Source organism: Mesorhizobium sp. M7A.F.Ca.MR.245.00.0.0 (assembly GCF_003997415.1).
Classification (GTDB): domain Bacteria; phylum Pseudomonadota; class Alphaproteobacteria; order Rhizobiales; family Rhizobiaceae; genus Mesorhizobium.
On record NZ_RZTE01000038.1, the window covers coordinates 1 to 23,723 of the forward strand.

The 23,723-nt window shown below is 61.3% G+C and carries 35 protein-coding genes and 1 pseudogene; 35 read left to right on the forward strand and 1 reads right to left on the reverse strand.

What is annotated here, in order from left to right:
• From EOB80_RS27160 to rplQ, 28 genes and pseudogenes are all read left to right on the forward strand, one after another.
• A pseudogene (locus tag EOB80_RS27160) lies at positions 1 to 75 on the forward strand (elongation factor Tu); the annotation flags it as partial.
• A 69-nt stretch (positions 76 to 144) separates the two neighbouring features.
• Positions 145 to 453 carry a 30S ribosomal protein S10 gene (rpsJ, locus tag EOB80_RS27165; protein WP_010909272.1) on the forward strand — a complete coding sequence of 103 codons (309 nt, stop codon included), beginning with the start codon at positions 145 to 147 and terminating at the stop codon, positions 451 to 453.
• Between the two features lie 61 nt (positions 454 to 514).
• Positions 515 to 1,243, forward strand: coding sequence for a 50S ribosomal protein L3 (rplC, locus tag EOB80_RS27170; protein ID WP_013531422.1), 729 nt, complete (start codon positions 515 to 517; stop codon positions 1,241 to 1,243).
• Positions 1,243 to 1,863: a 50S ribosomal protein L4 gene (gene rplD / locus EOB80_RS27175; protein ID WP_013531423.1), complete on the forward strand. Its 621-nt coding sequence runs from the start codon at positions 1,243 to 1,245 to the stop codon at positions 1,861 to 1,863. Before rplC ends, rplD begins: the two co-directional genes overlap by 1 nt.
• A complete protein-coding gene (locus tag EOB80_RS27180) occupies positions 1,860 to 2,153 on the forward strand; it encodes a 50S ribosomal protein L23 (RefSeq protein ID WP_013531424.1) in 294 nt (97 codons plus the stop codon). Before rplD ends, EOB80_RS27180 begins: the two co-directional genes overlap by 4 nt.
• Before the next feature lie 22 nt (positions 2,154 to 2,175).
• Complete coding sequence (gene rplB / locus EOB80_RS27185) at positions 2,176 to 3,009, forward strand: 50S ribosomal protein L2 (protein ID WP_024505067.1); 834 nt, start codon at positions 2,176 to 2,178, stop codon at positions 3,007 to 3,009.
• Between the two features lie 16 nt (positions 3,010 to 3,025).
• Positions 3,026 to 3,304, forward strand: coding sequence for a 30S ribosomal protein S19 (gene rpsS, locus EOB80_RS27190; RefSeq protein WP_006205463.1), 279 nt, complete (start codon positions 3,026 to 3,028; stop codon positions 3,302 to 3,304).
• A 2-nt stretch (positions 3,305 to 3,306) separates the two neighbouring features.
• A complete protein-coding gene (rplV, locus tag EOB80_RS27195) occupies positions 3,307 to 3,696 on the forward strand; it encodes a 50S ribosomal protein L22 (RefSeq protein ID WP_006205462.1) in 390 nt (129 codons plus the stop codon).
• Entirely contained in the window at positions 3,696 to 4,421 is a 726-nt protein-coding gene (gene rpsC, locus EOB80_RS27200; protein ID WP_013531426.1) for a 30S ribosomal protein S3, read from the forward strand. Before rplV ends, rpsC begins: the two co-directional genes overlap by 1 nt.
• 27 nt (positions 4,422 to 4,448) lie before the next feature.
• On the forward strand, positions 4,449 to 4,862 hold the full coding sequence (gene rplP / locus EOB80_RS27205) for a 50S ribosomal protein L16 (protein ID WP_013531427.1): 414 nt from the start codon (positions 4,449 to 4,451) through the stop codon (positions 4,860 to 4,862).
• Positions 4,863 to 4,875: 13 nt separating this feature from the next.
• Positions 4,876 to 5,076 (forward strand): 50S ribosomal protein L29, encoded by a 201-nt coding sequence (rpmC, locus tag EOB80_RS27210; protein WP_006205459.1) that lies wholly within the window; start codon positions 4,876 to 4,878, stop codon positions 5,074 to 5,076.
• Between the two features lie 11 nt (positions 5,077 to 5,087).
• The gene (rpsQ, locus tag EOB80_RS27215; RefSeq protein WP_010909280.1) at positions 5,088 to 5,327 is read left to right on the forward strand and encodes a 30S ribosomal protein S17; all 240 of its coding nucleotides are present in this window, start codon (positions 5,088 to 5,090) and stop codon (positions 5,325 to 5,327) included.
• Between the two features lie 83 nt (positions 5,328 to 5,410).
• Entirely contained in the window at positions 5,411 to 5,779 is a 369-nt protein-coding gene (gene rplN / locus EOB80_RS27220; protein WP_006205457.1) for a 50S ribosomal protein L14, read from the forward strand.
• Between the two features lie 12 nt (positions 5,780 to 5,791).
• A complete protein-coding gene (gene rplX, locus EOB80_RS27225; RefSeq protein WP_013531428.1) occupies positions 5,792 to 6,106 on the forward strand; it encodes a 50S ribosomal protein L24 in 315 nt (104 codons plus the stop codon).
• On the forward strand, positions 6,099 to 6,677 hold the full coding sequence (rplE, locus tag EOB80_RS27230; protein WP_127270613.1) for a 50S ribosomal protein L5: 579 nt from the start codon (positions 6,099 to 6,101) through the stop codon (positions 6,675 to 6,677). Before rplX ends, rplE begins: the two co-directional genes overlap by 8 nt.
• Before the next feature lie 27 nt (positions 6,678 to 6,704).
• Positions 6,705 to 7,010: a 30S ribosomal protein S14 gene (gene rpsN / locus EOB80_RS27235; protein WP_013895695.1), complete on the forward strand. Its 306-nt coding sequence runs from the start codon at positions 6,705 to 6,707 to the stop codon at positions 7,008 to 7,010.
• A gap of 12 nt (positions 7,011 to 7,022) precedes the next feature.
• Positions 7,023 to 7,421 carry a 30S ribosomal protein S8 gene (gene rpsH, locus EOB80_RS27240; RefSeq protein ID WP_013531431.1) on the forward strand — a complete coding sequence of 133 codons (399 nt, stop codon included), beginning with the start codon at positions 7,023 to 7,025 and terminating at the stop codon, positions 7,419 to 7,421.
• A gap of 89 nt (positions 7,422 to 7,510) precedes the next feature.
• Entirely contained in the window at positions 7,511 to 8,044 is a 534-nt protein-coding gene (rplF, locus tag EOB80_RS27245; protein WP_013895694.1) for a 50S ribosomal protein L6, read from the forward strand.
• Positions 8,045 to 8,168: 124 nt separating this feature from the next.
• Positions 8,169 to 8,528: a 50S ribosomal protein L18 gene (rplR, locus tag EOB80_RS27250; protein WP_027038735.1), complete on the forward strand. Its 360-nt coding sequence runs from the start codon at positions 8,169 to 8,171 to the stop codon at positions 8,526 to 8,528.
• Between the two features lie 148 nt (positions 8,529 to 8,676).
• Positions 8,677 to 9,240, forward strand: coding sequence for a 30S ribosomal protein S5 (gene rpsE / locus EOB80_RS27255; protein ID WP_006333394.1), 564 nt, complete (start codon positions 8,677 to 8,679; stop codon positions 9,238 to 9,240).
• A 24-nt stretch (positions 9,241 to 9,264) separates the two neighbouring features.
• Positions 9,265 to 9,462 (forward strand): 50S ribosomal protein L30, encoded by a 198-nt coding sequence (gene rpmD / locus EOB80_RS27260; protein WP_006205449.1) that lies wholly within the window; start codon positions 9,265 to 9,267, stop codon positions 9,460 to 9,462.
• A gap of 22 nt (positions 9,463 to 9,484) precedes the next feature.
• On the forward strand, positions 9,485 to 9,961 hold the full coding sequence (gene rplO, locus EOB80_RS27265; RefSeq protein ID WP_013531434.1) for a 50S ribosomal protein L15: 477 nt from the start codon (positions 9,485 to 9,487) through the stop codon (positions 9,959 to 9,961).
• A gap of 192 nt (positions 9,962 to 10,153) precedes the next feature.
• Positions 10,154 to 11,494, forward strand: coding sequence for a preprotein translocase subunit SecY (secY, locus tag EOB80_RS27270; protein ID WP_127330902.1), 1,341 nt, complete (start codon positions 10,154 to 10,156; stop codon positions 11,492 to 11,494).
• Entirely contained in the window at positions 11,491 to 12,087 is a 597-nt protein-coding gene (locus tag EOB80_RS27275) for an adenylate kinase (RefSeq protein ID WP_127321838.1), read from the forward strand. The genes secY and EOB80_RS27275 overlap by 4 nt, the downstream gene beginning before the upstream one ends.
• 210 nt (positions 12,088 to 12,297) lie before the next feature.
• The gene (gene rpsM / locus EOB80_RS27280) at positions 12,298 to 12,666 is read left to right on the forward strand and encodes a 30S ribosomal protein S13 (RefSeq protein ID WP_013531437.1); all 369 of its coding nucleotides are present in this window, start codon (positions 12,298 to 12,300) and stop codon (positions 12,664 to 12,666) included.
• 126 nt (positions 12,667 to 12,792) lie between these two features.
• On the forward strand, positions 12,793 to 13,182 hold the full coding sequence (rpsK, locus tag EOB80_RS27285; RefSeq protein ID WP_006205444.1) for a 30S ribosomal protein S11: 390 nt from the start codon (positions 12,793 to 12,795) through the stop codon (positions 13,180 to 13,182).
• A 102-nt stretch (positions 13,183 to 13,284) separates the two neighbouring features.
• Positions 13,285 to 14,295 (forward strand): DNA-directed RNA polymerase subunit alpha, encoded by a 1,011-nt coding sequence (locus EOB80_RS27290; protein WP_023812081.1) that lies wholly within the window; start codon positions 13,285 to 13,287, stop codon positions 14,293 to 14,295.
• A 104-nt stretch (positions 14,296 to 14,399) separates the two neighbouring features.
• Positions 14,400 to 14,831, forward strand: a complete 432-nt coding sequence (gene rplQ / locus EOB80_RS27295; protein WP_013531439.1) for a 50S ribosomal protein L17 — start codon at positions 14,400 to 14,402, stop codon at positions 14,829 to 14,831.
• Between the two features lie 22 nt (positions 14,832 to 14,853).
• Here the strand turns inward: rplQ and EOB80_RS27300 are convergent, their stop codons facing one another.
• Entirely contained in the window at positions 14,854 to 15,558 is a 705-nt protein-coding gene (locus tag EOB80_RS27300) for a hypothetical protein (RefSeq protein WP_127381198.1), read from the reverse strand.
• A gap of 84 nt (positions 15,559 to 15,642) precedes the next feature.
• On the opposite strand from EOB80_RS27300, the gene EOB80_RS27305 reads away from it, so the two are divergent.
• From EOB80_RS27305 to EOB80_RS27335, 7 genes are all read left to right on the forward strand, one after another.
• Positions 15,643 to 17,130, forward strand: coding sequence for a DegQ family serine endoprotease (locus EOB80_RS27305; protein ID WP_127330906.1), 1,488 nt, complete (start codon positions 15,643 to 15,645; stop codon positions 17,128 to 17,130).
• A 48-nt stretch (positions 17,131 to 17,178) separates the two neighbouring features.
• Positions 17,179 to 18,486 (forward strand): replication-associated recombination protein A, encoded by a 1,308-nt coding sequence (locus EOB80_RS27310; protein WP_127330908.1) that lies wholly within the window; start codon positions 17,179 to 17,181, stop codon positions 18,484 to 18,486.
• 171 nt (positions 18,487 to 18,657) lie between these two features.
• The gene (locus EOB80_RS27315) at positions 18,658 to 19,488 is read left to right on the forward strand and encodes an aspartyl/asparaginyl beta-hydroxylase domain-containing protein (RefSeq protein ID WP_127330910.1); all 831 of its coding nucleotides are present in this window, start codon (positions 18,658 to 18,660) and stop codon (positions 19,486 to 19,488) included.
• Positions 19,489 to 19,648: 160 nt separating this feature from the next.
• Positions 19,649 to 21,307: a hypothetical protein gene (locus EOB80_RS27320; RefSeq protein ID WP_127330912.1), complete on the forward strand. Its 1,659-nt coding sequence runs from the start codon at positions 19,649 to 19,651 to the stop codon at positions 21,305 to 21,307.
• A 71-nt stretch (positions 21,308 to 21,378) separates the two neighbouring features.
• The gene (gene crcB / locus EOB80_RS27325; RefSeq protein WP_127321610.1) at positions 21,379 to 21,753 is read left to right on the forward strand and encodes a fluoride efflux transporter CrcB; all 375 of its coding nucleotides are present in this window, start codon (positions 21,379 to 21,381) and stop codon (positions 21,751 to 21,753) included.
• Positions 21,754 to 21,815: 62 nt separating this feature from the next.
• Positions 21,816 to 22,796, forward strand: a complete 981-nt coding sequence (locus tag EOB80_RS27330) for an RluA family pseudouridine synthase (RefSeq protein ID WP_127271590.1) — start codon at positions 21,816 to 21,818, stop codon at positions 22,794 to 22,796.
• A 47-nt stretch (positions 22,797 to 22,843) separates the two neighbouring features.
• Positions 22,844 to 23,716: a DMT family transporter gene (locus tag EOB80_RS27335; RefSeq protein ID WP_164748929.1), complete on the forward strand. Its 873-nt coding sequence runs from the start codon at positions 22,844 to 22,846 to the stop codon at positions 23,714 to 23,716.
• The last annotated feature ends 7 nt before the right edge of the window (positions 23,717 to 23,723 follow it).

Consider the following 23,723-nt stretch of genomic DNA (forward strand, 5'->3'; position numbering starts at 1 on the left):
GAGAAGCTGCGCTTCGCCATCCGTGAAGGCGGCCGCACTGTCGGTGCCGGCATCGTCGTCACCATCAAAGAGTAATTTGGACTTAAACCGATCTGTCGCGGGCGCGGGAGTTGCCCGCGCCGCGCCAGAACAAGGAAGTGACGCATGAACGGACAGAATATCCGCATCCGCCTTAAGGCGTTTGACCACCGCGTGCTCGACGCCTCGACGAAGGAAATCGTGTCGACGGCCAAGCGTACCGGCGCAAACGTCCGCGGCCCCATTCCGCTGCCGACGCGGATCGAAAAGTTCACGGTCAACCGGTCGCCTCACGTCGACAAGAAGAGCCGCGAGCAGTTCGAGATGCGCACGCACAAGCGTCTGCTCGACATCGTCGATCCGACCCCGCAGACGGTCGATGCTTTGATGAAGCTCGATCTGGCCGCCGGCGTCGACGTCGAGATCAAGCTCTAAGGGAATGAGAGCGCGGTAAGGGGCGGTGCCCCTGGCCCGGAACTCTAAAGGAATTGAACCGATGCGTTCAGGTGTGATTGCAAAGAAGGTGGGAATGACCCGCATCTACAACGATGCCGGGGAACATGTTCCCGTCACCGTTCTCCTGATGGAGAACTGCCAGGTCGTGGCCCAGCGCACGCAAGAGAAGAATGGCTACACCGCCGTTCAGCTCGGCGTTGGCCTTGCCAAGGTGAAGAACACGTCGAAGGCGATGCGCGGCCATTTCGCGACCGCTTCCGTCGAGCCGAAGGCGAAGGTCGCCGAGTTCCGCGTCTCCGCCGACAACATGATCGATGTCGGCGCCGAGATCACTGTCGAGCACTTCGTCGCCGGCCAGAAGGTCGATGTGACGGGCACGACGATCGGCAAGGGCTTTCAGGGCGTCATCAAGCGCCACCACATGGGCGGTGGCCGTGCAACGCACGGTAACTCGGTTTCGCACCGTACGCACGGTTCGACCGGCCAGCGTCAGGACCCGGGCAAGGTGTTCAAGGGCAAGCATATGGCTGGCCACATGGGCGACACCCGCGTCACCACGCAGAATGTCGAGATCGTATCGACCGACGCCGACCGCGGCCTGATCCTGATCCGCGGTGCGGTTCCCGGATCGAAGGGCGCCTGGATCCTGGTCCGCGATGCGGCCAAGGTGGCACTGCCGGCCAATGCGCCGAAGCCTGCCGCGATCCGCGCCGTTGCTGCCGAAAGTGGCGCCAAGAACGAGGCTCCGGCCACAGAGGGAGCGGAATAATGGATCTCAAGATCACAACGCTGGGCGGCAAGGACGCCGGCAAGGTGGAACTCTCCGACGAGATTTTCGGCCTTGATCCGCGCGAAGACATCCTGCAGCGCGTCGTGCGCTGGCAGCTTGCCAAGAAGCAGCAGGGCACGCACAAGACCAAGGGTCGCGCCGAGATCGCGCGCACCGGCGCCAAGATGTACAAGCAGAAGGGTACGGGCCGCGCCCGTCACCATTCGGCACGCGCTCCGCAGTTCCGCGGCGGCGGCAAGGCCCACGGCCCGGTCGTTCGCAGCCACGAGCACGAACTGCCGAAGAAGGTTCGTGCTCTCGGCCTCAAGCATGCTCTCTCGGCCAAGGCCAAGAGCGCGTCGATCATCATCATCGACGAGCTGAAGCTGACCGAGGCCAAGACGAAGGCGCTGATCGCGAATTTCGCGACGCTGGGCCTGACCAACGCTTTGCTGATCGGCGGCGCCGAGCTTGACAAGAACTTCAAGCTGGCGGCGACGAACATCCCCAACATCGACGTGCTGCCCATCCAGGGCATCAACGTCTACGACATTCTGCGCCGCGGCACGCTGGTCCTTTCGAAGGCCGCCGTCGAGGCTCTCGAGGAGCGTTTTAAATGACCGACCTTCGTCATTACGACGTGATCGTCTCGCCGGCGATCACCGAAAAGTCGACCATGGCCTCCGAGCAGAACAAGGTCGTCTTCAACGTCGCCAAGAAGGCGTCGAAGCCGGAAATCAAGGCCGCCGTCGAAGCGCTGTTCGGCGTCAAGGTGATGGCCGTGAACACGCTTGTCCGCAAGGGCAAGATCAAGCGCTTCCGTGGCACGGTTGGCCGCCAGAGCGACGTCAAGAAGGCGGTTGTGACGCTGGCCGATGGTCAGTCGATCGACGTCGCGACGGGTCTCTGAGCAAGGCCGCGAGGACAGAACAATGGCACTGAAAAAATTCAACCCGGTAACGCCCAGCACCCGTCAGCTGGTCATCGTCGACCGCTCGGGCCTCTACAAGGGCAAGCCCGTCAAGGGTCTGACCGAAGGCCTGACCAAGTCGGGCGGCCGCAACAATCACGGTCGCATCACCGCCCGCTTCATCGGCGGTGGTCACAAGCGTTCGTACCGCATCATCGACTTCAAGCGCCGCAAGTTCGACGTCGTCGGCACGGTCGAGCGCATTGAATACGATCCGAACCGCACCGCCTTCATCGCGCTGATCAAGTATGACGATGGCGAGCTGTCTTACATCATCGCTCCGCAGCGTCTGGCTCCCGGCGACAAGATCGTCTCCGGTGAATCGGTCGATGTGAAGCCGGGCAATGCGATGCCGCTGGCTTCGATGCCGGTCGGCACCATCGTCCACAACATCGAGCTGAAGCCGGGCAAGGGCGCTCAGGTCGCCCGTTCGGCAGGTGGTTACGGTCAGCTGGTCGGTCGTGACCAGGGCATGGCGATCCTGCGCCTCAATTCGGGCGAGCAGCGTGTCGTTCACGGCTCCTGCATGGCCACTGTCGGCGCCGTGTCCAATCCGGACCACGGCAACATCAATGACGGCAAGGCCGGTCGCACGGTTTGGCGTGGCAAGCGCCCGCACAATCGCGGCGTGACCATGAACCCGGTCGACCATCCGCACGGCGGCGGCGAAGGCCGCACATCGGGTGGCCGCCATCCGGTTTCGCCCTGGGGCAAGCCGACCAAGGGCAAGAAGACGCGGTCCAACAAGGCGACCGACAAGTTCATCCTGCGCTCGCGCCATCAGCGCAAGAGCTAAGAAGAGGTAACGCCAAGTGACTCGTTCGATTTGGAAAGGCCCCTTCATTGACGGCTACCTTCTCAAGAAGGTGGACAAGGTTCGTGAAGGTGGTCGCAATGAGGTGATCAAGATGTGGAGCCGTCGCTCCACCATCCTGCCGCAGTTCGTCGGCTTCACCTTCGGTGTCTACAACGGCCAGAAGCATGTTCCCGTCTCGGTGAACGAGGACATGGTCGGTCACAAGTTCGGTGAATTCGCTCCGACCCGGACCTATTACGGTCACGGCGCGGATAAGAAGGCGAAGAGGAAATAATCATGGGCAAGGCCAAAGCTCCGCGCAGGCTTGCTGATAACGAAGCGCGCGCCGTATTGCGCACGATCCGTATCAGCCCGCAGAAGCTGAACCTCGTTGCCGCGCTGATCCGCGGCAAGAAGGTCGCGACAGCGCTTTCCGATCTCGAATTCTCGGCCAAGCGGATTTCCGGCACGGTCAAGAAGACGCTGGAATCGGCAATCGCCAACGCGGAAAACAACCACGACCTGGATGTCGATGCGCTGATCGTGGCGGAAGCCTATGTCGGCAAGTCGATCGTCATGAAGCGGTTCCATGCCCGTGGCCGCGGTCGCGCCAGCCGTATCGAGAAGCCGTTCTCGCACCTCACGATCGTCGTTCGTGAAGTCGAAGAAAAAGGGGAGGCCGCATAATGGGCCAGAAAGTCAATCCGATCGGTCTTCGCCTCGGCATCAACCGCACCTGGGATTCGCGCTGGTTCGCGAACACCGGCGAGTACGGCAAGCTGCTGCATGAGGACATCAAGATCCGCAAGTATCTCGAGAAGGAGCTCAAGCAGGCTGCCATCTCGAAGGTCGTGATCGAGCGTCCGCACAAGAAGTGCCGCGTCACCATCCACGCCGCGCGCCCGGGTCTGATCATCGGCAAGAAGGGCGCCGACATCGAGAAGCTTCGCAAGAAGCTGATGGAGATGACGAAGTCCGAGACGCACCTCAACATCGTTGAAGTGCGCAAGCCGGAAATCGACGCGACCCTGGTCGCCCAGTCGATCGCCCAGCAGCTCGAGCGTCGTATCGCGTTCCGCCGCGCCATGAAGCGTGCCGTTCAGTCGGCGATGCGCCTCGGGGCCGAAGGCATCCGCATCAACTGCGCCGGCCGCCTCGGCGGCGCCGAGATCGCGCGCATGGAATGGTATCGCGAAGGCCGCGTGCCGCTGCATACGCTGCGTGCGGACGTCGACTACGGTACGGCCGAAGCGCACACGGCTTATGGCATCTGCGGCGTCAAGGTCTGGGTGTTCAAGGGCGAAATCCTTGAGCATGACCCGATGGCTTCGGAGCGTCGGGCCAGCGAAAGCGATGCAGCGCATGGCGGTGGTGGTGATCGCGAACGCGGTCGTCGTCGCGAAAACGCCTGAGACATTTAGGAATTTGGAGTTAGAACGATGCTGCAGCCAAAGCGCACAAAGTTCCGCAAGCAGTTCAAGGGCCGTATCCATGGTACCGCAAAGGGCGGCACCAACCTGGATTTCGGTGGTTTCGGGCTGAAGGCGCTTGAGCCGAACCGCGTCACCGCACGTGAGATCGAGGCGGCCCGCCGCGCGATCACGCGTGAAATGAAGCGCGCTGGTCGCGTCTGGATCCGTATTTTCCCGGACGTGCCGGTCACTTCGAAGCCGACCGAAGTCCGCATGGGTAAGGGCAAGGGTGCGGTCGACTACTGGGCGGCGCGCGTCAAGCCGGGCCGTATCATGTTCGAGATCGACGGCGTCAATGAAGAAACCGCCCGTGAGGCACTGCGTCTCGGCGCGGCCAAGCTCTCGGTCAAGACGCGCTTCGTGCAGCGCATCGCAGAATAAGGACGGGCTGATCATGAAAGCCGAAGACATCCGGACCAAGACCCAGGACCAGCTGACCGACGACTTGGCCAGCCTGAAGAAGGAGCAGTTCAACCTGCGCTTCCAGAAGGCCACCGGCCAGCTCGAGAAGACCGCGCGCGTGAGACAGGTCCGTAAGGATATTGCGCGTATCAAGACCATCGCTGCGGAAAAGTCCGCGGCTAAGAAGGCTTAAGGACGAAAACCATGCCAAAGCGCATTCTGCAGGGCACCGTCGTCAGCGACAAGAACGAGAAGACGGTTGTCGTCAAGGTCGAACGGCGCTTCACGCATCCCGTGATGAAGAAGACCGTGCGCATGACCAAGAAGTACAAGGCGCACGACGAGAACAACGCCCACAAGGTTGGCGATCAGGTGTTCATCCAGGAATCGAAGCCGATTTCCAAGGACAAGCGCTGGATCGTCGTGTCTTCGGACCAAGCCTGACCTCGGGCGTAAACAACGAATTTTGGACAGACCGGGGAGGGGCTTTGAGCCCATCCCGTTAGAAGAGAAGAAGGCGGCCAGTCATGATTCAGATGCAAACAAACCTCGACGTCGCGGATAATTCCGGCGCCCGTCGTGTCATGTGCATCAAGGTGCTGGGCGGCTCGAAGCGGAAATACGCTTCCGTGGGCGACATCATCGTGGTGTCGATCAAGGAAGCCATTCCGCGCGGCCGCGTAAAGAAGGGCGATGTGATGAAGGCGGTCGTGGTTCGCACGGCCAAGGACATCCGCCGCCCGGACGGCAGCGTGATCCGTTTCGACAAGAACGCGGCCGTTCTCGTCGACAACAAGAAAGAGCCGATCGGCACGCGTATCTTCGGACCGGTTCCGCGCGAACTCCGCGCCAAGAACCACATGAAGATCATCTCGCTCGCGCCTGAAGTGCTGTAAGGAGCCGGACCAATGCAAAAGATTAGAAAAGGCGACAAGGTCGTCGTGCTGGCCGGCAAGGACAAGGGCCGTTCGGGCGAAGTCCTCTCGGTGCAGCCGAAGGAAGACACCGCGCTGGTGCGCGGCGTCAACATGATCCGTCGTCACCAGAAGCAGTCCCAGTCCCAAGAGGGCGGGATCATTACCAAGGAAGCGCCGATCCAGCTGTCGAACATCGCGCTGGCCGACCCCAAGGATGGCAAGCCGACCCGTGTCGGTTTCATCTTCCAGAAGGACGGCAAGAAGGTGCGCGTCGCCAAGCGCTCGGGAGAAGTCATCAATGGCTAAGGCTCAATCCAAGCAGGCGACCGCGAACAACACGCCGCGCCTCAAGCAGGTCTACAACGAGACCATCCGCAAGGCGTTGCAGGAACAGTTCGGCTACGACAACGAGATGCAGGTTCCGCGCATCGACAAGATCGTGCTGAACATGGGCGTTGGCGAAGCGACCGCCGATTCGAAGAAGCCTTCGATCGCGGCCGAAGACCTGGCGATGATCGCCGGCCAGAAGGCCGTCGTCACCCGCGCCCGCAACTCGATCGCCGGCTTCAAGGTCCGCGAGAAGATGCCGATCGGCGCTAAGGTCACGCTGCGCAAGGAACGTATGTACGAGTTCCTCGACCGTCTCGTGAACATCGCACTGCCACGCGTCCGCGACTTCCGCGGGCTCAACCCGAAGAGCTTCGATGGCCGTGGCAACTACGCCATGGGCATCAAGGAACACATCGTGTTCCCGGAGATCAACTACGACAAGGTTGATCAGATCTGGGGCATGGACGTCATCGTTTGTACGACTGCGAAGACGGATGACGAAGCCAGGGCATTGCTCAAGGCTTTCAACTTCCCCTTCCGCCAGTAACGGCAGCGAGAAAAGGAAAAATCTGAAATGGCAAAGACCAGCTCAGTCGAGAAGAACAACAGGCGCCGCAAGCTTGCCGACCAGTACGGTCCCAAGCGCGCTGCCCTGAAGGCGATCATCATGGATCAGTCCAAGCCGATGGAAGAGCGTTTCCGCGCTCAGCTCAAGCTTGCCGCCATGCCGCGCAACTCGGCCAAGATCCGCATCCGCAACCGCTGCGAAGTCACCGGCCGTCCGCGCGCCTACTATCGCAAGCTCAAAGTATCGCGCATCGCGCTTCGTGATCTCGGCAATAACGGCCAGATCCCGGGCCTGGTCAAGTCGAGCTGGTAAGGAGGACATAACATGTCATTGAGCGATCCTCTCGGCGATATGCTGACCCGCATCCGCAACGCGTACGGCCGCAAGAAGTCGAGCGTTTCGACGCCGGCTTCGCGTCTGCGCACCCGCGTCCTCGACGTGCTGAAGGCTGAAGGCTATATCCGCGATTACAGCCAGACCGACTTCGACAACGGCAAGTCCGAAATCGAGATCGAGCTGAAGTATTTCGACGGCGCGCCGGTCGTGCGCGAAATCGCCCGCGTTTCGAAGCCAGGCCGCCGCGTCTATGTTTCGGCCAAGTCGATTCCGCAGGTCGCCAACGGCCTCGGCATCGCCATCCTTTCGACACCGAAGGGCGTGATGGCCGACCATGAAGCACGTGAACAGAACGTCGGCGGTGAGATCCTCTGCCAGATCTTCTGATCTGGCAGTTGACCGCAAAGTGGAATCCGGTCTTCGGATCGTTCCCGAAGACAGAGACCTGAAACAAGAGAAGTGACGAGGACAACAAAATGTCTCGTATTGGAAAGAAACCCGTTTCGCTGCCGCAGGGCGTGACCGCGACCGTCAACGGCCAGACCGTGACGGCGAAGGGCCCCAAGGGTGAGCTGAAGTTCGTGGTGAACGACGAAGTGCTGGTCAAGATGGAAGGCAGCGAGATCGCTGTCCAGCCGCGCGACCAGACCAAGACCGCCCGCTCCAAGTGGGGCATGTCGCGCACGCAGATCGTCAACATCCTGCAGGGCGTCAAGGACGGTTTCGAGAAGAAGCTCGAGATCACCGGCGTCGGCTATCGCGCGGCACTTCAGGGCAAGAACCTGCAGCTGGCGCTTGGCTTCAGCCATGACGTCGTCTATGAGACGCCGGCCGGCATCACCATCACCGTGCCGAAGCCGACCGAAATCACCGTGGCCGGCATCGACAAGCAGCAAGTCGGCCAGGTTGCGGCCGAGATCCGCGAGTATCGCGGTCCCGAGCCCTACAAGGGCAAGGGCGTCCGCTATGCCGGCGAGAAGATCGTCCGCAAGGAAGGCAAGAAGAAGTAGCGGGCCTGGCCTCGAGAAGTTGAGGCCAAGCCAAGAAGTGTAACGCCGCGGGGAGCGGTCGCGGGAGGCGCTTTCGCCTACCGCATATGGCGGCCCCCGTTTTTTGAAGGCAAGGAAGACCATCATGGGTACCAAGGAATCCACGCAGCGCCGCGCGCAGCGCGTCCGTCGTCAGATCAAGAAGGTCGCCGGCGAGCGTCCGCGTCTGTCGGTCCACCGCACGTCGAAGAACATCTACGTGCAGGTCATCGACGACGCCAAGGGCCACACCATCGCTGCCGCTTCGACGCTCGAGAAGGACCTCAAGGGTTCGCTCAAGACCGGCGCCGACACCGCCGCCGCCGCCGCGATCGGCAAGTTGATCGCCGAGCGCGCCACCAAGGCCGGCGTCAAGGAAGTCGTTTTCGACCGCGGTGCCTACATCTATCACGGCCGCGTCAAGGCGCTCGCCGAGGCTGCCCGCGAAGGCGGCTTGAGCTTCTAAGCATAGTCCCGAAAAGTTGCAGACTTTTCGGATAGGGATTATGCGAAGGAATTGATTTCGCCCCCGGTGACCGTTTCCCGATTTATTCGGGGCGAGGCACCGGATCTTATCAGCAACCGTGCTTCCGGAAAATAACAAGGAACAGGATATGGCACAGGAACGTAGGGATGGCGGCCGCGGCCGCGATCGTGAAGAACGCGATGACGGCATGGTGGACAAGCTCGTCCACATCAACCGCGTCGCCAAGGTCGTCAAGGGCGGCCGTCGCTTCGGTTTTGCAGCACTCGTCGTCGTCGGCGACCAGAAGGGCCGCGTCGGCTTTGGTCACGGCAAGGCGCGCGAAGTGCCGGAAGCCATCCGCAAGGCAACTGAATCGGCCAAGCGCGACATGATCTTCGTGCCGCTGCGCTCGGGCCGTACGCTGCATCACGACGTCGAAGGACGCTGGGGTGCTGGACGCGTGCTGCTGCGGGCCGCCAAGCAAGGTACCGGCATCATCGCCGGTGGCCCGATGCGCGCTGTCTTCGAGACGCTCGGCATGCATGACGTGGTCGCCAAGTCGATGGGTTCGTCGAACCCCTACAACATGGTTCGCGCCACCTTCGACGCGCTGAAGAGCCAGATGCATCCCAAGGATGTGGCTGCTGCTCGCGGCATCAAGTATTCGACCCTTCAGGCCCGCCGCGGCACCGCCGTTGCGGCTGAAGAATAGTCGATCTGACCAGGGATTTTGACCATGGCCAAGAAAGCAACCAAGACCATCACCGTTGAGCAGATCGGTTCGCCGATCCGCCGTCCGAAGGAACAGCGCGCGACGCTGGTCGGCCTCGGCCTCAACAAGATGCACAAGCAGCGCACGCTGGAAGATACGCCCTCCGTGCGCGGCATGATCGCTGCCGTCCAGCATCTCGTCCGCGTCGTGGACGAGGGCTGAGCCAGAGCGCAGGAGAACTCAGATGAAACTCAACGATCTGCGTGACAAGGACGGCGCGACGCACTCCAAGAAGCGTCTCGGCCGTGGTATCGGCTCCGGCTCCGGCAAGACCGGCGGTCGTGGCGTCAAGGGCCAGAAGGCGCGCTCCGGCGTCGCCATCAACGGCTTCGAGGGCGGCCAGATGCCGCTCTACCGGCGCCTGCCGAAGCGTGGCTTCAACAACATCTTCGCCAAGAGCTTCACCGTTGTGTCGCTGGCCCGCATCCAGGTGGCCATCGACGCCAAGAAGCTCGACGCCAAGGCGACCGTGACGGCTGAATCGCTGGTTGCCGCCGGCGTCATCCGCCGCGTCAAGGACGGCGTGCGCATCCTCTCGGACGGCGAGATCAAGGCGAAGCTCGCCTTTGACGTCGCCGGCGCCTCCAAGGCCGCGATCGAAAAGATCGAAAAGGCCGGCGGTTCGGTCAAGCTGCCGCAGGAAAAGGCAGCTGCCGAGTAACGGCAATTTGAAGCGCGATCGGCAAGAGTGGGATCCGTTTTTGCTCACGATTGCGCTTTGATCTGCTCGACGAGGCGGCCGCGTCAACGCGGCCGCTTGCATGTTTAGAGCCCGGAGCTTATCTCGTGAGCTTCGGTGAAACGCGCCGCCTGACCTCAGGGCCATCAAGCGTTACCAAGCGGAGAATCAGGCATGGCTTCGGCTGCTGAACAATTAGCTTCGAATCTGAATTTCTCGGCCTTCGCCAAGGCGGAGGATTTAAAGAAGCGCATCTGGTTCACGATCGGCGCGCTGCTCGTCTATCGCCTCGGCACCTACATCCCGCTTCCCGGTATCAATCCCGACGCCTTCGCCCAGGCCTTCTCTTCGCAGAGCAAGGGCGTGCTTGGCATGTTCAACATGTTCGCCGGCGGCGCCGTGCAGCGCATGGCGATCTTTGCGCTCGGCATCATGCCTTACATCTCCGCCTCCATCATCATGCAGCTGATGACTTCGGTCATCCCGTCGCTGGAAGCGCTGAAGAAGGAAGGCGAACAGGGCCGCAAGGTCATCAACCAATACACGCGCTACGGCACGGTGCTGCTTGCGCTGGTTCAGGCCTATGGCATTTCTGTCGGTCTGGAAGGCGGCAACGGCATCGTCAGCGATCCCGGCATGTTCTTCCGCATCTCGACCGTCGTCACGCTGGTCGGCGGCACCATGTTCCTGATGTGGCTGGGCGAGCAGATTACCGCGCGCGGCATCGGCAACGGCATTTCGCTGATCATCTTCTCCGGCATCGTCGCCGGCCTGCCGCACGCCATCTCCGGCACGCTGGAGCTTGGTCGCACCGGCGCGCTGTCGACCGGCCTGATCCTGGCGATCATCGTGCTGGCCGTCGTCGTCATCGCGCTCATCGTGTTCTTCGAGCGCGCCCAGCGCCGCTTGCTGATCCAGTACCCGAAGCGCCAGGTCGGCAACCGCATGTTCCAGGGCGATACCTCGCATCTGCCGCTGAAGCTCAACACGTCGGGTGTCATTCCGCCGATCTTCGCGTCGTCGCTGCTGTTGCTGCCGGCCACCGTCGCGGGCTTCTCGCAGACGGCCAACATGCCGGCCTGGGCCAGCACCATCCTGGCCGCGCTCGGCCACGGCCAGCCGCTCTATATGGCATTCTATGCGGCGATGATCGCGTTCTTCGCCTTCTTCTACACTGCGATTGTCTTCAACCCGAAGGAAACCGCCGACCAGCTCAAGAAGCATTCGGGCTTCATCCCGGGCTATCGTCCGGGCGAGCGCACCGCCGATTACATCGATTACGTTCTCACCCGCATCACCGTCGTCGGCGCCATCTATCTGGTGCTGGTGTGCCTGTTGCCGGAGTTCCTGATCTCGGCGACTGGCGTACCATTCTACCTTGGTGGCACATCGCTTCTGATCGTGGTCAGTGTCACGCTCGATACGGTTGCGCAGATTCAGGGCCACCTGATCGCGCACCAGTATGAAGGCCTGATCAAGAAGTCGAAGCTGCGCGGGGGGAAGAAAGCCAGATGAGGTTGATATTGCTTGGGCCGCCAGGAGCGGGCAAGGGGACGCAAGCACAAAGACTGGTAGAAAAACACGGCATACCCCAGCTCTCGACGGGCGATATGCTGCGTGCTGCCGTCCAGGCAGGCACCGAAGTCGGCAAGCGCGCCAAGGCGGTGATGGATGCCGGTGAACTGGTGTCCGATGCGATCGTCAACGCGATCGTCGCCGAGCGTATCGATCAGCCCGACTGCGCCAAGGGGTTCATCCTCGACGGCTATCCGCGGACCCTGGTGCAGGCGGATGCGGTCGAGCAGATGCTGTTGGATCGCTCCCAGGCCCTCAACGCCGTCATTGAGCTCGTGGTCGACGACAAGGCCCTGGTTGGCCGGATCGTCAAGCGCGCCGACGAGGCGCAGGCCGCCGGCCTTCCCGTTCGCAAGGACGACAACCCGACCGTGTTCGAAGAGCGCCTGAGGGAATACTACAAGAAGACGTCGCCGCTGATTGGCTACTACTATGCCAAGGGCAAGCTCCGCAGTGTCGACGGCATGGCCGATATCGACGCCGTGACGGAACAGATCGAAGCGGTGCTCAAGGACGCAGTGCGGGGAAATTAACGATTGCACTTGACGGAGGCGGTTCGCTGCGGTATGGCGGCCCGTCTTCCTATCAGGCATGAGCTTTGCTTGTCCGCAAGGGCAAGGCAGCCGCATTGAACTGGAAACTCCCGCATGGGCCGGCCTCCACCGGACGCGGGGCAACTTAAGACAGCGCCGTGCCCGCCTCGTTTTTGAGGATTGGCCGGCCCACATGGAGAAGGGAAGAACATGGCTCGTATAGCCGGCGTCAACATTCCGACCAACAAGCGCGTTGTCATTGCGCTTCAGTACATTCACGGCATTGGCAAGCGGTTCGCCCAGGAGATCGTCGACAAGGTCGGCATCCCGGCCGAGCGCCGCGTCAACCAGCTGACCGACGCGGAAGTGCTGCAGATCCGCGAAACCATCGACCGCGATTACCAGGTTGAAGGCGACCTGCGCCGCGAAGTCTCGATGAACATCAAGCGGCTCATGGACCTCGGCTGCTACCGCGGCCTGCGTCACCGCCGCTCGCTGCCGGTCCGCGGCCAGCGCACGCATACCAATGCGCGCACCCGCAAGGGCCCGGCCAAGTCGATCGCCGGCAAGAAGAAGTAAGTGAGTGAATAGCGAGTAGCCATTAGCGAGTAGGGATCCCTACTCGCTATTCCCTACTCACTACTCGCTTTCCAAGGTGGAGCCGCTGGCATTACGGCGGTGTAGAGATCAACTGAAAGGACTATCATGGCCAAGGAAGCCGCTCGTGTTCGCCGTCGCGAACGCAAGAACATCTCGTCGGGCGTTGCCCACGTCAATTCGACCTTCAACAACACGATGATCACCATCACCGACGCGCAGGGCAATTCGATTGCCTGGTCGTCGGCCGGTGCCCAGGGCTTCAAGGGTTCGCGCAAGTCGACCCCGTTCGCTGCCCAGATGGCTGCCGAGGATGTTGCCAAGAAGGCCCAGGAACACGGCATGCGCATGCTCGAAGTCGAGGTCTGCGGACCCGGCTCCGGTCGTGAATCGGCATTGCGCGCCCTGCAGGCGGCCGGCTTCACCATCACCTCGATCCGTGATGTGACGCCGATCCCGCACAATGGCTGCCGCCCGCGCAAGAAGCGTCGCGTCTAAGCATTTACCGAACGCCGCGCGAGCGCCCTTGGGCGCTCCTCCGCGGCATTCCAGGTCGCCCGCCACGATTGGATGGTGGCGGGTCAACGGAAGGAAAGCATCATGATCCAGAAAAATTGGCAGGAACTGATCAAGCCGAACAAGATCGAGTTCTCGTCGAAGAAGAAGACGCTGACCACGCTGGTCGCCGAGCCTCTCGAGCGTGGCTTTGGCCTGACGCTGGGCAACGCGCTGCGCCGCGTGCTTCTGTCTTCGCTGCGCGGTGCGGCTGTTACCGCCGTGCAGATCGACGGCGTTCTGCATGAATTCTCGTCCATCGCCGGCGTGCGCGAGGACGTGACCGACATCGTCTTGAATATCAAGGAAATCGCCATCCGCATGGAAGGCGATGGTCCCAAGCGCATGGTCGTTCGCAAGCAGGGACCGGGTGCTGTTCTTGCCGGCGACATCCAGACGGTTGGCGACGTCGAGATCCTCAACCCCGACCACGTCATCTGCACGCTGGACGAAGGCGCTGAAATCCGCATGGAATTCACCGTCGACACCGGCAAGGGTTACGTGCCGGCCGACCGCAACCGCGCCGAAGACGCGCCGATCGGCTTGATCCCGGTCGACAGCCTTTATTCGCCGGTCAAGAAGGTCTCCTACAAGGTCGAGAACACCCGCGAGGGCCAGGTTCTCGACTATGACAAGCTGACCATGACGATCGACACCGACGGTTCGATCACCGGCGAGGACGCGGTGGCTTTCGCCGCCCGCATCCTGCAGGACCAGCTCGGCCTGTTCGTCAACTTCGACGAGCCGCAGAAGGAAGTCGCCGCCGAGGCCGTCACCGAGCTCGCCTTCAACCCGGCGCTGCTCAAGAAGGTCGACGAACTTGAGCTTTCGGTGCGTTCGGCCAACTGCCTGAAGAACGACAACATCGTCTATATCGGCGACCTGATCCAGAAGACCGAAGCCGAGATGCTGCGCACCCCGAACTTCGGCCGCAAGTCGCTGAACGAGATCAAGGAAGTCTTGGCGGCGATGGGCTTGCACCTCGGCATGGAAGTGCCGGACTGGCCGCCGGAAAACATCGAAGATCTCGCTAAGCGTTACGAAGACCAATATTGAGCATGAATTCCAAGGATGGGCGGCGTGGGCCGCTCGATCCGACGGTCATGCGGAAAACCATCAGAGGCCGCGGCCTCTTGAACAACTGAAGAAGGAAAAGAGCCATGCGCCACGGTTTCAAAGGCCGTCGCTTCGCCCGAAGCATTAGCCATCGCAAGTCGATGTTCGCCAACCTCGCCGTGTCGCTGCTCGAGCACGAGCAGATCGTCACGACCTTGCCGAAGGCGAAGGACCTGCGTCCGATCGTCGAGAAGCTGGTGACGCTCGGCAAGCGCGGCGACCTGCATGCCCGCCGCCAGGTCATTGCCCAGATCGGCAATGAAGGCGTCGTCAAGCGTCTGTTCGACACCATCGCGCCGCGCTACGCCAACCGCAATGGCGGCTATCTGCGCATCATGAAGGCGGGCTTCCGTCACGGTGACAACGCCGCCATGGCCGTCATCGAGTTCGTCGATCGCGACGTTTCGGCCAAAGGCGCCGGCGACCGCGCTCGCATCGAAGCCGAAAGCGCTGACGCGGACGCCGCAGCCGCGTAAGGCTCGGTTTTCCCAAATGAGTTCAAAGGGGCCTGCGGGCCCCTTTTTTGTTTGCCGATGTTTGCTGTCCATCGGCCAGCGCCAGGTACTGGCTTCCGCTCAACAGCTTCCAATCGAATGCACCCGGTACCTCTTCAGTCTTCGGGTAAGGATATGAATAGATACTGTCGAGGACGGCTCGAGAATCGATTTTCGCCATCGCTTGCGACGGGGAGGAGGCCTTCAAATAGGTTTCGGCATCTTGGTTGCCGATGAAGTCGGCAGCCACATGAAAATGTATCTGAATCGGTCCGGCGCAGATGTTCATCCCGATGTCATGGCCGGATGCCGCGTAGAAAACCTTGGCCTGATCTGGAGTCCAAAGGCCGGCACCCAGGAACTCTGATGGCTTTGTCTTTCCGCTGAACCCGTCCAGGGAGAGTGCAAAGCGAGTGGTGAGAGCCTCCAAATCGCCTTTGAGGTAACTGGCCTGCTCAATTTGAAACCAGTTCATCTGGCGAGGCGGCGTGATATCAAAGGAAATTTCGAGCTTTCCGAACGTCCAGTAATCTGGATCGACATGCTCAGGCATGCCGAGCACTTCGACAATCTCGGCCATTGTCATGTCGGGGGAGATCGGCCCCAAGCTGCCGGTCTTCAAAAAGTCACGGAAAGACAGGAGTTGTTTTTTCATCAGGGCCACGAGGTTTTCGGTTTCAAGGTCAGCTGTAGCTGTTTTGCTGCCCAAAATAGTCGGATTTCAGCGGCTTAGCCTTTCATTTTGCACAATCGTCGGGACAATGCCCCCGAACTTGCCTTGGAGGATTCGCGAATGCGCGCCAGAAGACTGCCCTTTGTTCTGCTTTTCGCCATCATGGCGTTTGCGGCCGCACCGGTGGTCAGGCAGGCATTGGCCGAGGAGACGAAGACCGATCCCGGCCTGTCCGATGTGCTGACCGACCTGCTGCATGGCGTGGAAGGCGAAAACGCCACGGCTGGTCCCGACAAGCGCGTACCCTTCGGCCGCGAGGAGGTGCAATTGTCGTTTGCGCCGCTGGTCAAGCAGACAGCCCCGGCCGTGGTCAACGTCTATGCCTCGCAGACGGCCAAGGTCACGTCGCCTTTCGACGGCGATCCGTTCTTCGAGGAATTCTTCGGCCGCTCGCAGCCGCGTGCGCAGTCTTCGCTCGGCTCCGGCGTGCTGGTCGATCCGACCGGCGTCGTGGTCACCAATTACCACGTCATCAAGGATGCCGACCGGGTCAAGGTGGCGACGGCGGACGGACGCGAGTTCGACAGTAAGGTGCTGCTCAAGGACGAGACACTCGACCTCGCCGTGCTCAAGATCACCTCGGACAAGCCGTTTCCGGTTATCGCCATCGGCGATTCCGACGCGCTTGAGGTCGGCGACCTGTTGCTGGCCATCGGCAACCCCTTCGGCGTCGGCCAAACCACCACCAGCGGCATCGTCTCGGCCCTGGCCCGCAGCCATATCGGCGTCTCCGATTCCAGCTTCTTCATCCAGACCGACGCCGCCATCAATCCGGGCAATTCCGGCGGTGCGCTGATCAACATGGGCGGCCAGCTGGTCGGCATCAACACCGCCATCTACAGCCGCAGTGGCGGTTCGATCGGCATCGGCTTCGCCATTCCCTCGAATATGGTCCGCGCTTTTGCCGACGCGGCCAAGGCCGGGCTCGACTTCTTCGAACGGCCCTATATCGGAGCCGAGTTCGAATCGGTGACGCCGCAGATCGCCGAATCGCTCGGCATGGAGAAGCCGACCGGTGCGCTGGTCTCGTCGGTCGAGGCGACCGGTCCGGCCGGCAAGGCAGGACTCAAGCCCGGCGACGTGGTGCTGCAACTCAATGGCAAGCCGGTCGAGAGCATCGAAGCGCTGGACTACCGGATGGCGACGCTGTCGATCGGCACCACCGCCAATTTCGCGGTTTTGACCAAGGGCCAGCAGGCGGCGATGGATATTGCGCTGGAGCGTGCTCCGGAAGGCATGAAAGCTGCCGAGGTGACGCTGCATGGCCGCAGCCCGTTTTCGGGCGCCAAGGTCGCGGAGCTGTCGCCCCGGCTCGCGCAGCGGCTTGGCCTGCGCACGGACATCAAGGGCGTCACCGTGGTCGACATCAACCGTGATTCTCCGGCCGCCGATTTCGGCTTCCAGCCGGGCGACATCGTGCGCGAGGTGAACGGCACCACCATCGATACCGCGGCGACCCTGGAGTTGGCGGCCAGGACGGATACGCGCTGGTGGCGCTTTACCGTCGAGCGTGGCGGGCAGATAATGCGTCAGGTGTTGCGTTATTAGGGCTGGGTTCCGTGCATTCGGGCTCATGCTCCAACGAAAAAGAAGTGCATGGCCGATCTGTTCAGCGTCGATGAACCGGAAAAGACCCCGCCTGGGCGGCCGCTGGCCGACAGGCTGCGGCCGAGAAACCTTGGCGAGGTCGTCGGCCAGGAGCATCTGACCGGCCCTGACGGCGCGCTGACCCGGTTGATCGGTTCCGGCTCGCTCGGCTCGATGATCTTCTGGGGGCCGCCCGGCACCGGCAAGACCACCGTGGCGCGCCTGCTTGCCGGCGAAACCAGCCTGGCCTTCGAGCAGATATCGGCTGTCTTTTCCGGCGTCGCCGACCTGAAAAAGGTGTTCGAAGCGGCCAAATTGCGCCGCGCCAATGGCCGCCAGACCTTGCTGTTCGTCGACGAGATCCATCGCTTCAACCGTGCCCAGCAAGACAGCTTCCTCCCGGTCATGGAGGACGGGACAGTCGTGCTGGTTGGCGCCACGACCGAAAACCCGTCCTTCGAACTGAATGCCGCTTTGTTGTCACGCGCGCGCGTTCTGGTCTTCCATTCGCTTGGCGAGGAGAGCATCTCCAAGCTGATGGTGCGGGCGGAGGAGACCGAGGGCAGGGCGCTGCCGCTCGACGACGAGGCGCGGACCATGCTCATCCGCATGAGCGATGGCGACGGCCGGGCCTCGCTGACGCTCGCGGAAGAAGTCTGGCGGGCAGCCAAACCCGGCGAGGTCTTCGATCCCCAGGGACTGCAGCGCATCGTCCAGCGCCGCGCGCCGATCTACGACAAGGGCCAGGACGGCCATTACAATCTGATCTCGGCGCTGCACAAATCGGTACGCGGTTCAGACCCTGACGCGGCTCTCTACTATCTCGCACGCATGTTCGATGCCGGCGAGGATCCGCTCTATCTAGGCCGTCGGCTGGTGCGCATGGCCATGGAAGACATCGGCCTTGCCGACCCGCAGGCGCTTGTCGTCGCCAATGCCGCCAAGGATGCCTATGATTATCTTGGCTCGCCCGAGGGCGAGTTGGCGTTTGCCGAGGCCACCGTCTATCTCGCCACCGCGCCCAAATCCAATGCCGTCTACAATGCTTTCAAGGCTGCCACGCGGGCCGCGAAGGAACACGGCTCGCTGCTGCCGCCCAAGCACATCCTCAACGCGCCGACAAAGCTGATGAAAGAGGAGGATTACGGCGCCGGCTATCGTTACGACCATGACGAGCCGGATGCCTTTTCGGGGCAGGATTATTTTCCCGAGAAGATGGGCCGCCAGACCTTCTATGATCCGCCCGAGCGCGGCTTCGAGCGCGACATCAGGAAGCGGCTCGACTATTGGGCGAAGCTGCGCAAGGAGCGGGAGTAGCAGGCTTGCGTGAGGCCGTTGACCAGATCCACCAGGCAGCCAGCCGGCCACGATAGCAGGGCCGTTGTGTGGTAACCCAAAAAACCTTATCAAGGCGCACGACCGGGCGGTGGTCGTTGCCGTGATTTGGGCACTTCATTCGCAACAGGATCGCGCTCCGCGCGTGGAAAAATGACAAAAACCCTTCGCAAGTCCCTTCGCAAATTCGCCATTGCCATCCCGCTTCTCGCCCTTGGCTTCTATTTCATTCCCATCCTGACGACGATCTTCATCATCTGCGGCCTGATCGACGTGCTGCGCAACGACCGCAAGGATCTGTCGCTGTTCTCAGGCTATTTTCTCGGCAACGGCCTGTTCACCTGGCTGCTTTCGCCGTTCAATCTGCTGGTCGACCTCTTGTGCTACAGAAATCCAGGTGTCTGGAAGCTGGAGCAGTTTCCCGCCGACTACCAGCGCGAGGTCAACGAGGTCCTGGACATCTTCAAGGCGCGCAAAGATGAGATCATTGCCGATATCGACGCCAATTTCGGCGCCGGCCGGCGCGGCATGTATGTCTACCAGTGGTACGGTAAGCACAGGATCGACAACGTCGCCGAGTTCAACAAGGATTTCAAGTACATCAAGACCATAGCCGTTTCCGTCTTCAGCAAGCGCGAATCGACGTCCTGGCATTTCGGCCCGCTACGGCTCAGCCTGCGCATCCTCTACAATCTGATCCCGGTTAAGTCGGAGATTTTCGTCGAGTGCGGCAACGTCAAGAATTATTGGTACGACAATCCGCTGTTCATCTTCGACGACACGCTGCTGCATCGCTCGGTCAACGAGTATGACGGACGCCGCTACTGCGTGTTCATGGACGTCATCCGGCCGTCTCCGGTTCCCAGACTGATCGCGGGCATGCTCTCAATCGTCTCGGTCAGCGTCGAGCGCATCAATTCCATGTTCTACAAGAACTGGAAGATGATCGGTTCGACCAAGCCGAAGAATGCCGGCACGACCTGAGCTTTAGAAAACCGGCGCTGCCGGCGGCATTTGGGTGCTCTGCGTGTGAGACTTGGCCATCCTTGTGGCCGCTCATGCGCCGGAACGGCTCCTGGCTGCATGAACGGCGGCCCCGGGCTGACTTTGACAGTTCTGCCTCTTCTCCTTCTGGCGGCTTCAAGTGACGAAGAACAGATCTCTCGGATTTTGGGCAACGACATATGTGTGCACCGCTCTGCTGGGAGTTGCTCTTGCTCTCACCTATGTAGGGCTTGAGCAGCCTGTCTATTACTGGGACTTCGCTGCCTATTTCGACACGTTCAGCCGGCAAGGCACGCTCTTGATTCAGAGCCCTCTCGAGTGGCTCAGCCATTTGAGAACCTCGATCGCCACGGATGACTACAGTGCGGCGATCCTGGTGCCGCTGATGCCGTTTCACATCATTTTTGGCGATTCGAGGTTTTCCTATATCGCCGGAATAGTTGCTTTTTATCTGGTCCCGACCGCTCTTCTCATCGGCAGAATTAGCTATCTGGAGGCGGCGACCGGGACGTCTTCATGCCGAAGCTGGCTCACCGTATGGATTGCGGCCTTTCTCTACACGCCGTTCTGGGCGGCGACGCTCCGTGGGTTGCCTGACATTGCCGGCTGTCTCGCGCTTTCGGCGGCAACCTACTTTCTCTGGAAATCGAGGTTCCTGACCCATGAACCGGTGATCAGCGGAATACGTGTCGGCGTATGCCTGTGGTTGGCATTCGTGCTGCGCCGCTGGCACGCCTATCCTGTCATCGGGCTGGGAATTTCCGCAGCCTTCTTCTGTTTTCTGCAGGTCGCCAAAGATCGGGACTTTCCGGCACTCCGCAATGCCGCCGTCGGAGGCCTGTGTGCGATCCTCGTGGTTGTCGGAGCCGCGCTGACCTTCCAGCAACCCTTGATCCTCAAGATACTGGGAACCAGCTATGGCGATCTTTACAGCGGATACAAGACGGACTTCGTTTCGCAGATTGTCCAGGTGGGATCCCGGCTCAGCTGTGTGAACTGGCTGTTGATCGTATTTGGCCTTTACATCTCCATTATACGCCGAAACAGATTTTCCCTGTTCTGTGCCGTTGTTTCGGCACTCACCTTCGTCCTCTTCACCCGCATGCAGGACCCGGATCGCCATCATTCGGTGCCGGTATTTCTTTGGCTCTTTCCTGCCTACGCCCAGGCAATCGTTACGATCGTTTCGATGCCGGCACTGAGATCGCGATGGTCGAACGCCGCGATAGCCGTTGCCGCCGGGCTGGCGTTTTTCGGTACTTTTTTCCCGACTGGCCGCCAGGTTCTGTCGCCGATCAGCTACGTCTTTGCCAGGGAAGCCACGCTCCCGCTGCGCCTCGACAATCTTCCAGAATACAGGCGCCTTATCGATGACCTTCTTGGAAAGATGGGACCTGGGGACCGATTGTCGGTGTTTGCATCCAGCGGGATCATGAGCGATTCATTGCTGTATGAAATGGACAAGGACCTTTACCCTCGCATCGAGTGGGCTTGTCAGGTCGATAGTCGCGATCGATTCAGACCGGCGGCGTTGAAGTCCAAATACGTTGTCGTGACCGACCCGCCCGTTATCCATCTGCAGCAGGGCGCGCAGCTCTGTGTCTCGATACCGGACCAATACATCGTCGAGGGCAAAGGCATTGGCGCAGCATACAGGCGCATCGCGGCGTACCAGCTGTCAGGCGACGTCAAGGGCTACCTCTACGAACAGGTGCGCCCTATCGGCAAAACGGAGGTCGATGACCTCTATAACGAGTTCAGGAAAAAATATCCGGGATGGGCAACGCCTGAGTGGTGAGCTCGATCTGCGTGCGGTTGCGCCCGCAACGAGGGATTGACGGGGCAGCCGTGCGAGGGCAGTAAACGGTCATGTTCAATCTGCTTCTCGTCGTCGTCGGTGGCGGCATCGGCGCCGGAATTCGTCACCTTACCAACATCGGCGCGCTGCGTTTTGTCGGCCCCAGCTATCCCTGGGGCACGATGGCCATCAACATCATCGGCTCCTTCGCCATGGGGCTGTTCATCGCCTCCATGATGCGCCGTGGCGGATCGAACGAGGTCAGGCTGTTCGTTGCTACCGGCATTCTTGGCGGCTTCACCACCTTCTCAGCCTTTTCGCTTGATTTCGCGACGCTGTGGGAGCGGGGAGCCACGCTGCCTGCGCTGGCTTATGCCCTTGCCAGCGTCATTGGCGCCATTATCGCCCTGTTTCTGGGACTTTGGCTCGCAAGAAGCCTGCCTTAGTGCTATTGCCGCGCCAAGAACAGGCCGAGCTTCGCTCGGGAAACGGATAAGCGACAAAAAACATGGCAGGCGTTGAACAGATCACGGTGGAGGCCGGCGAGGCGGGCATGCGGCTCGACCGCTGGTTCAAGACCCATTTCCCGGGCCTTGGTTTCGGCCATTTGCAGAAGCTTCTGCGCTCCGGCCAGATCCGTGTCGATGGCGGTCGGGTCAAGGCCGACACCCGTGTCGAGCCCGGCCAGATGGTTCGCGTCCCGCCGCTCGAGGTCGACAAGAAGGGCGAGAGTGCGCTGACCGGCCACTCGATCCGCAACCAGGGCGATGCCGATGTCCTGTCGAAAATGCTGATCCATGAAGATCCCAAGGTTTTCGTCTTCAACAAGCCGGCGGGCCTTGCGGTGCAGGGCGGCTCGGGCGTCACCCGCAATGTCGACGACATGCTGGAGGCCTGGCGCAGCCAGAAGGGCGAGAAGCCCAGACTGGTTCACAGGCTCGACCGCGACACTTCGGGTGTTCTGGTCGTCGCCCGCACCCGGCTGGCCGCCATGAAGCTCTCGGAAGCGTTTCGCGCCCGCGAGACCAAGAAGACCTATTGGGCGCTGGTCAAGGGCGTGCCGCCCAAGCGCGAGGACAAGATCTCGACCTGGCTGATCAAGGAGCCGACGCCGGACGGTGACCGCGTGCGTGTCGCCGCGCATGGCGAAAAGGGCGCCGATCACGCCGTCTCCTACTACCGCATCATCGAGCAGGCTGCGCAGACGATGACCTGGCTTGAAATGGAGCCCTATACGGGCCGCACCCACCAGCTTCGTGTCCACGCCGCCTACATCGGCTGCCCGATCCTGGGCGATCCGAAATATTTCGAGGCCGACACCAACTGGGACTTTCCAGGGGGCATTCAAAACCGCCTGCATCTGCACGCCCGCCGCATCATCATTCCGCATCCCGACAAGGGCGTCATCGATGTCACCGCGCCAATGCCGCCGCACATGCGCCAGAGCTGGAACCTGATCGGCTTCGACGACGCCAGCGCGGAGGACTGATCGTGAGCGGCGCCAGTGACGCGCTCGACCGGCGCGACACGGTCGACATGGCCGCCGCCGCCATCATGGTCGGGCTGACCTTTTCCTGGGGGTTGAATTACGTCGCCGCCAAGATCTCCTACGCCGGCTATGACCCGGTCTTCCTGTCGATCGCGCGCTCGATCATCGGCGGCCTATGTGTCTTTGCCTGGTGCCGGTGGCGCGGCATCGCGCTTTTCACGCGCGACGGGACCTTGCTCGCCGGCATCGTGGTTGGCGCGCTTTTCGGCATCGAGTTCCTTTGCCTTTATGTCGGCCTGGAGCATACGACCGTTGCCCGCAACACGCTGCTGGTCAACACGATGCCGTTCTGGATGCTGCTCGGCGGCCATTTCCTGCTCGGTGAGCAGATCACATTGAGGAAATTCCTTGGCCTGCTGCTGGCCTTTGCCGGCCTTGTCGCGGTGTTTTCCGACAAGCTTGGCGGCGGCGGAGACATGCTGTTCGGCGATCTGCTGAGCCTCGGCTCCGGATTCTTCTGGGCTTTGACCAACATCCTCATCAAGCGGTCGAAGCTGGTCGAGGCGAGCGCCGAGAAGCTTCTGCTTTACCAACTCGCCGGGGCAGCGATCGTCGGCATATTGGTGCTGCCTCTCGCCGGCCCGCCCGTTCGCGACCCGACCGTGCTGCCGACCTTGGCGCTGCTCTTCCAGGCTGTCTACATCGTCGCCTTCACCTATGTGCTGTGGTTCTGGCTGTTGCGGCGCTATCCGGCGTCAGGCCTGTCCAGTTTCACTTTCCTGTCGCCGGTTTTCGGCGTGCTGTGCGGCGCCATGTTCTTGAATGAGCCGCTGACCATGCGCATTTTCCTGGCACTTGGCCTGATTGCCGCCGGCCTGATCATCGTCAACCGGCCAGTGCGCAAGCTGACGCCGGTGTAAGAGAGAC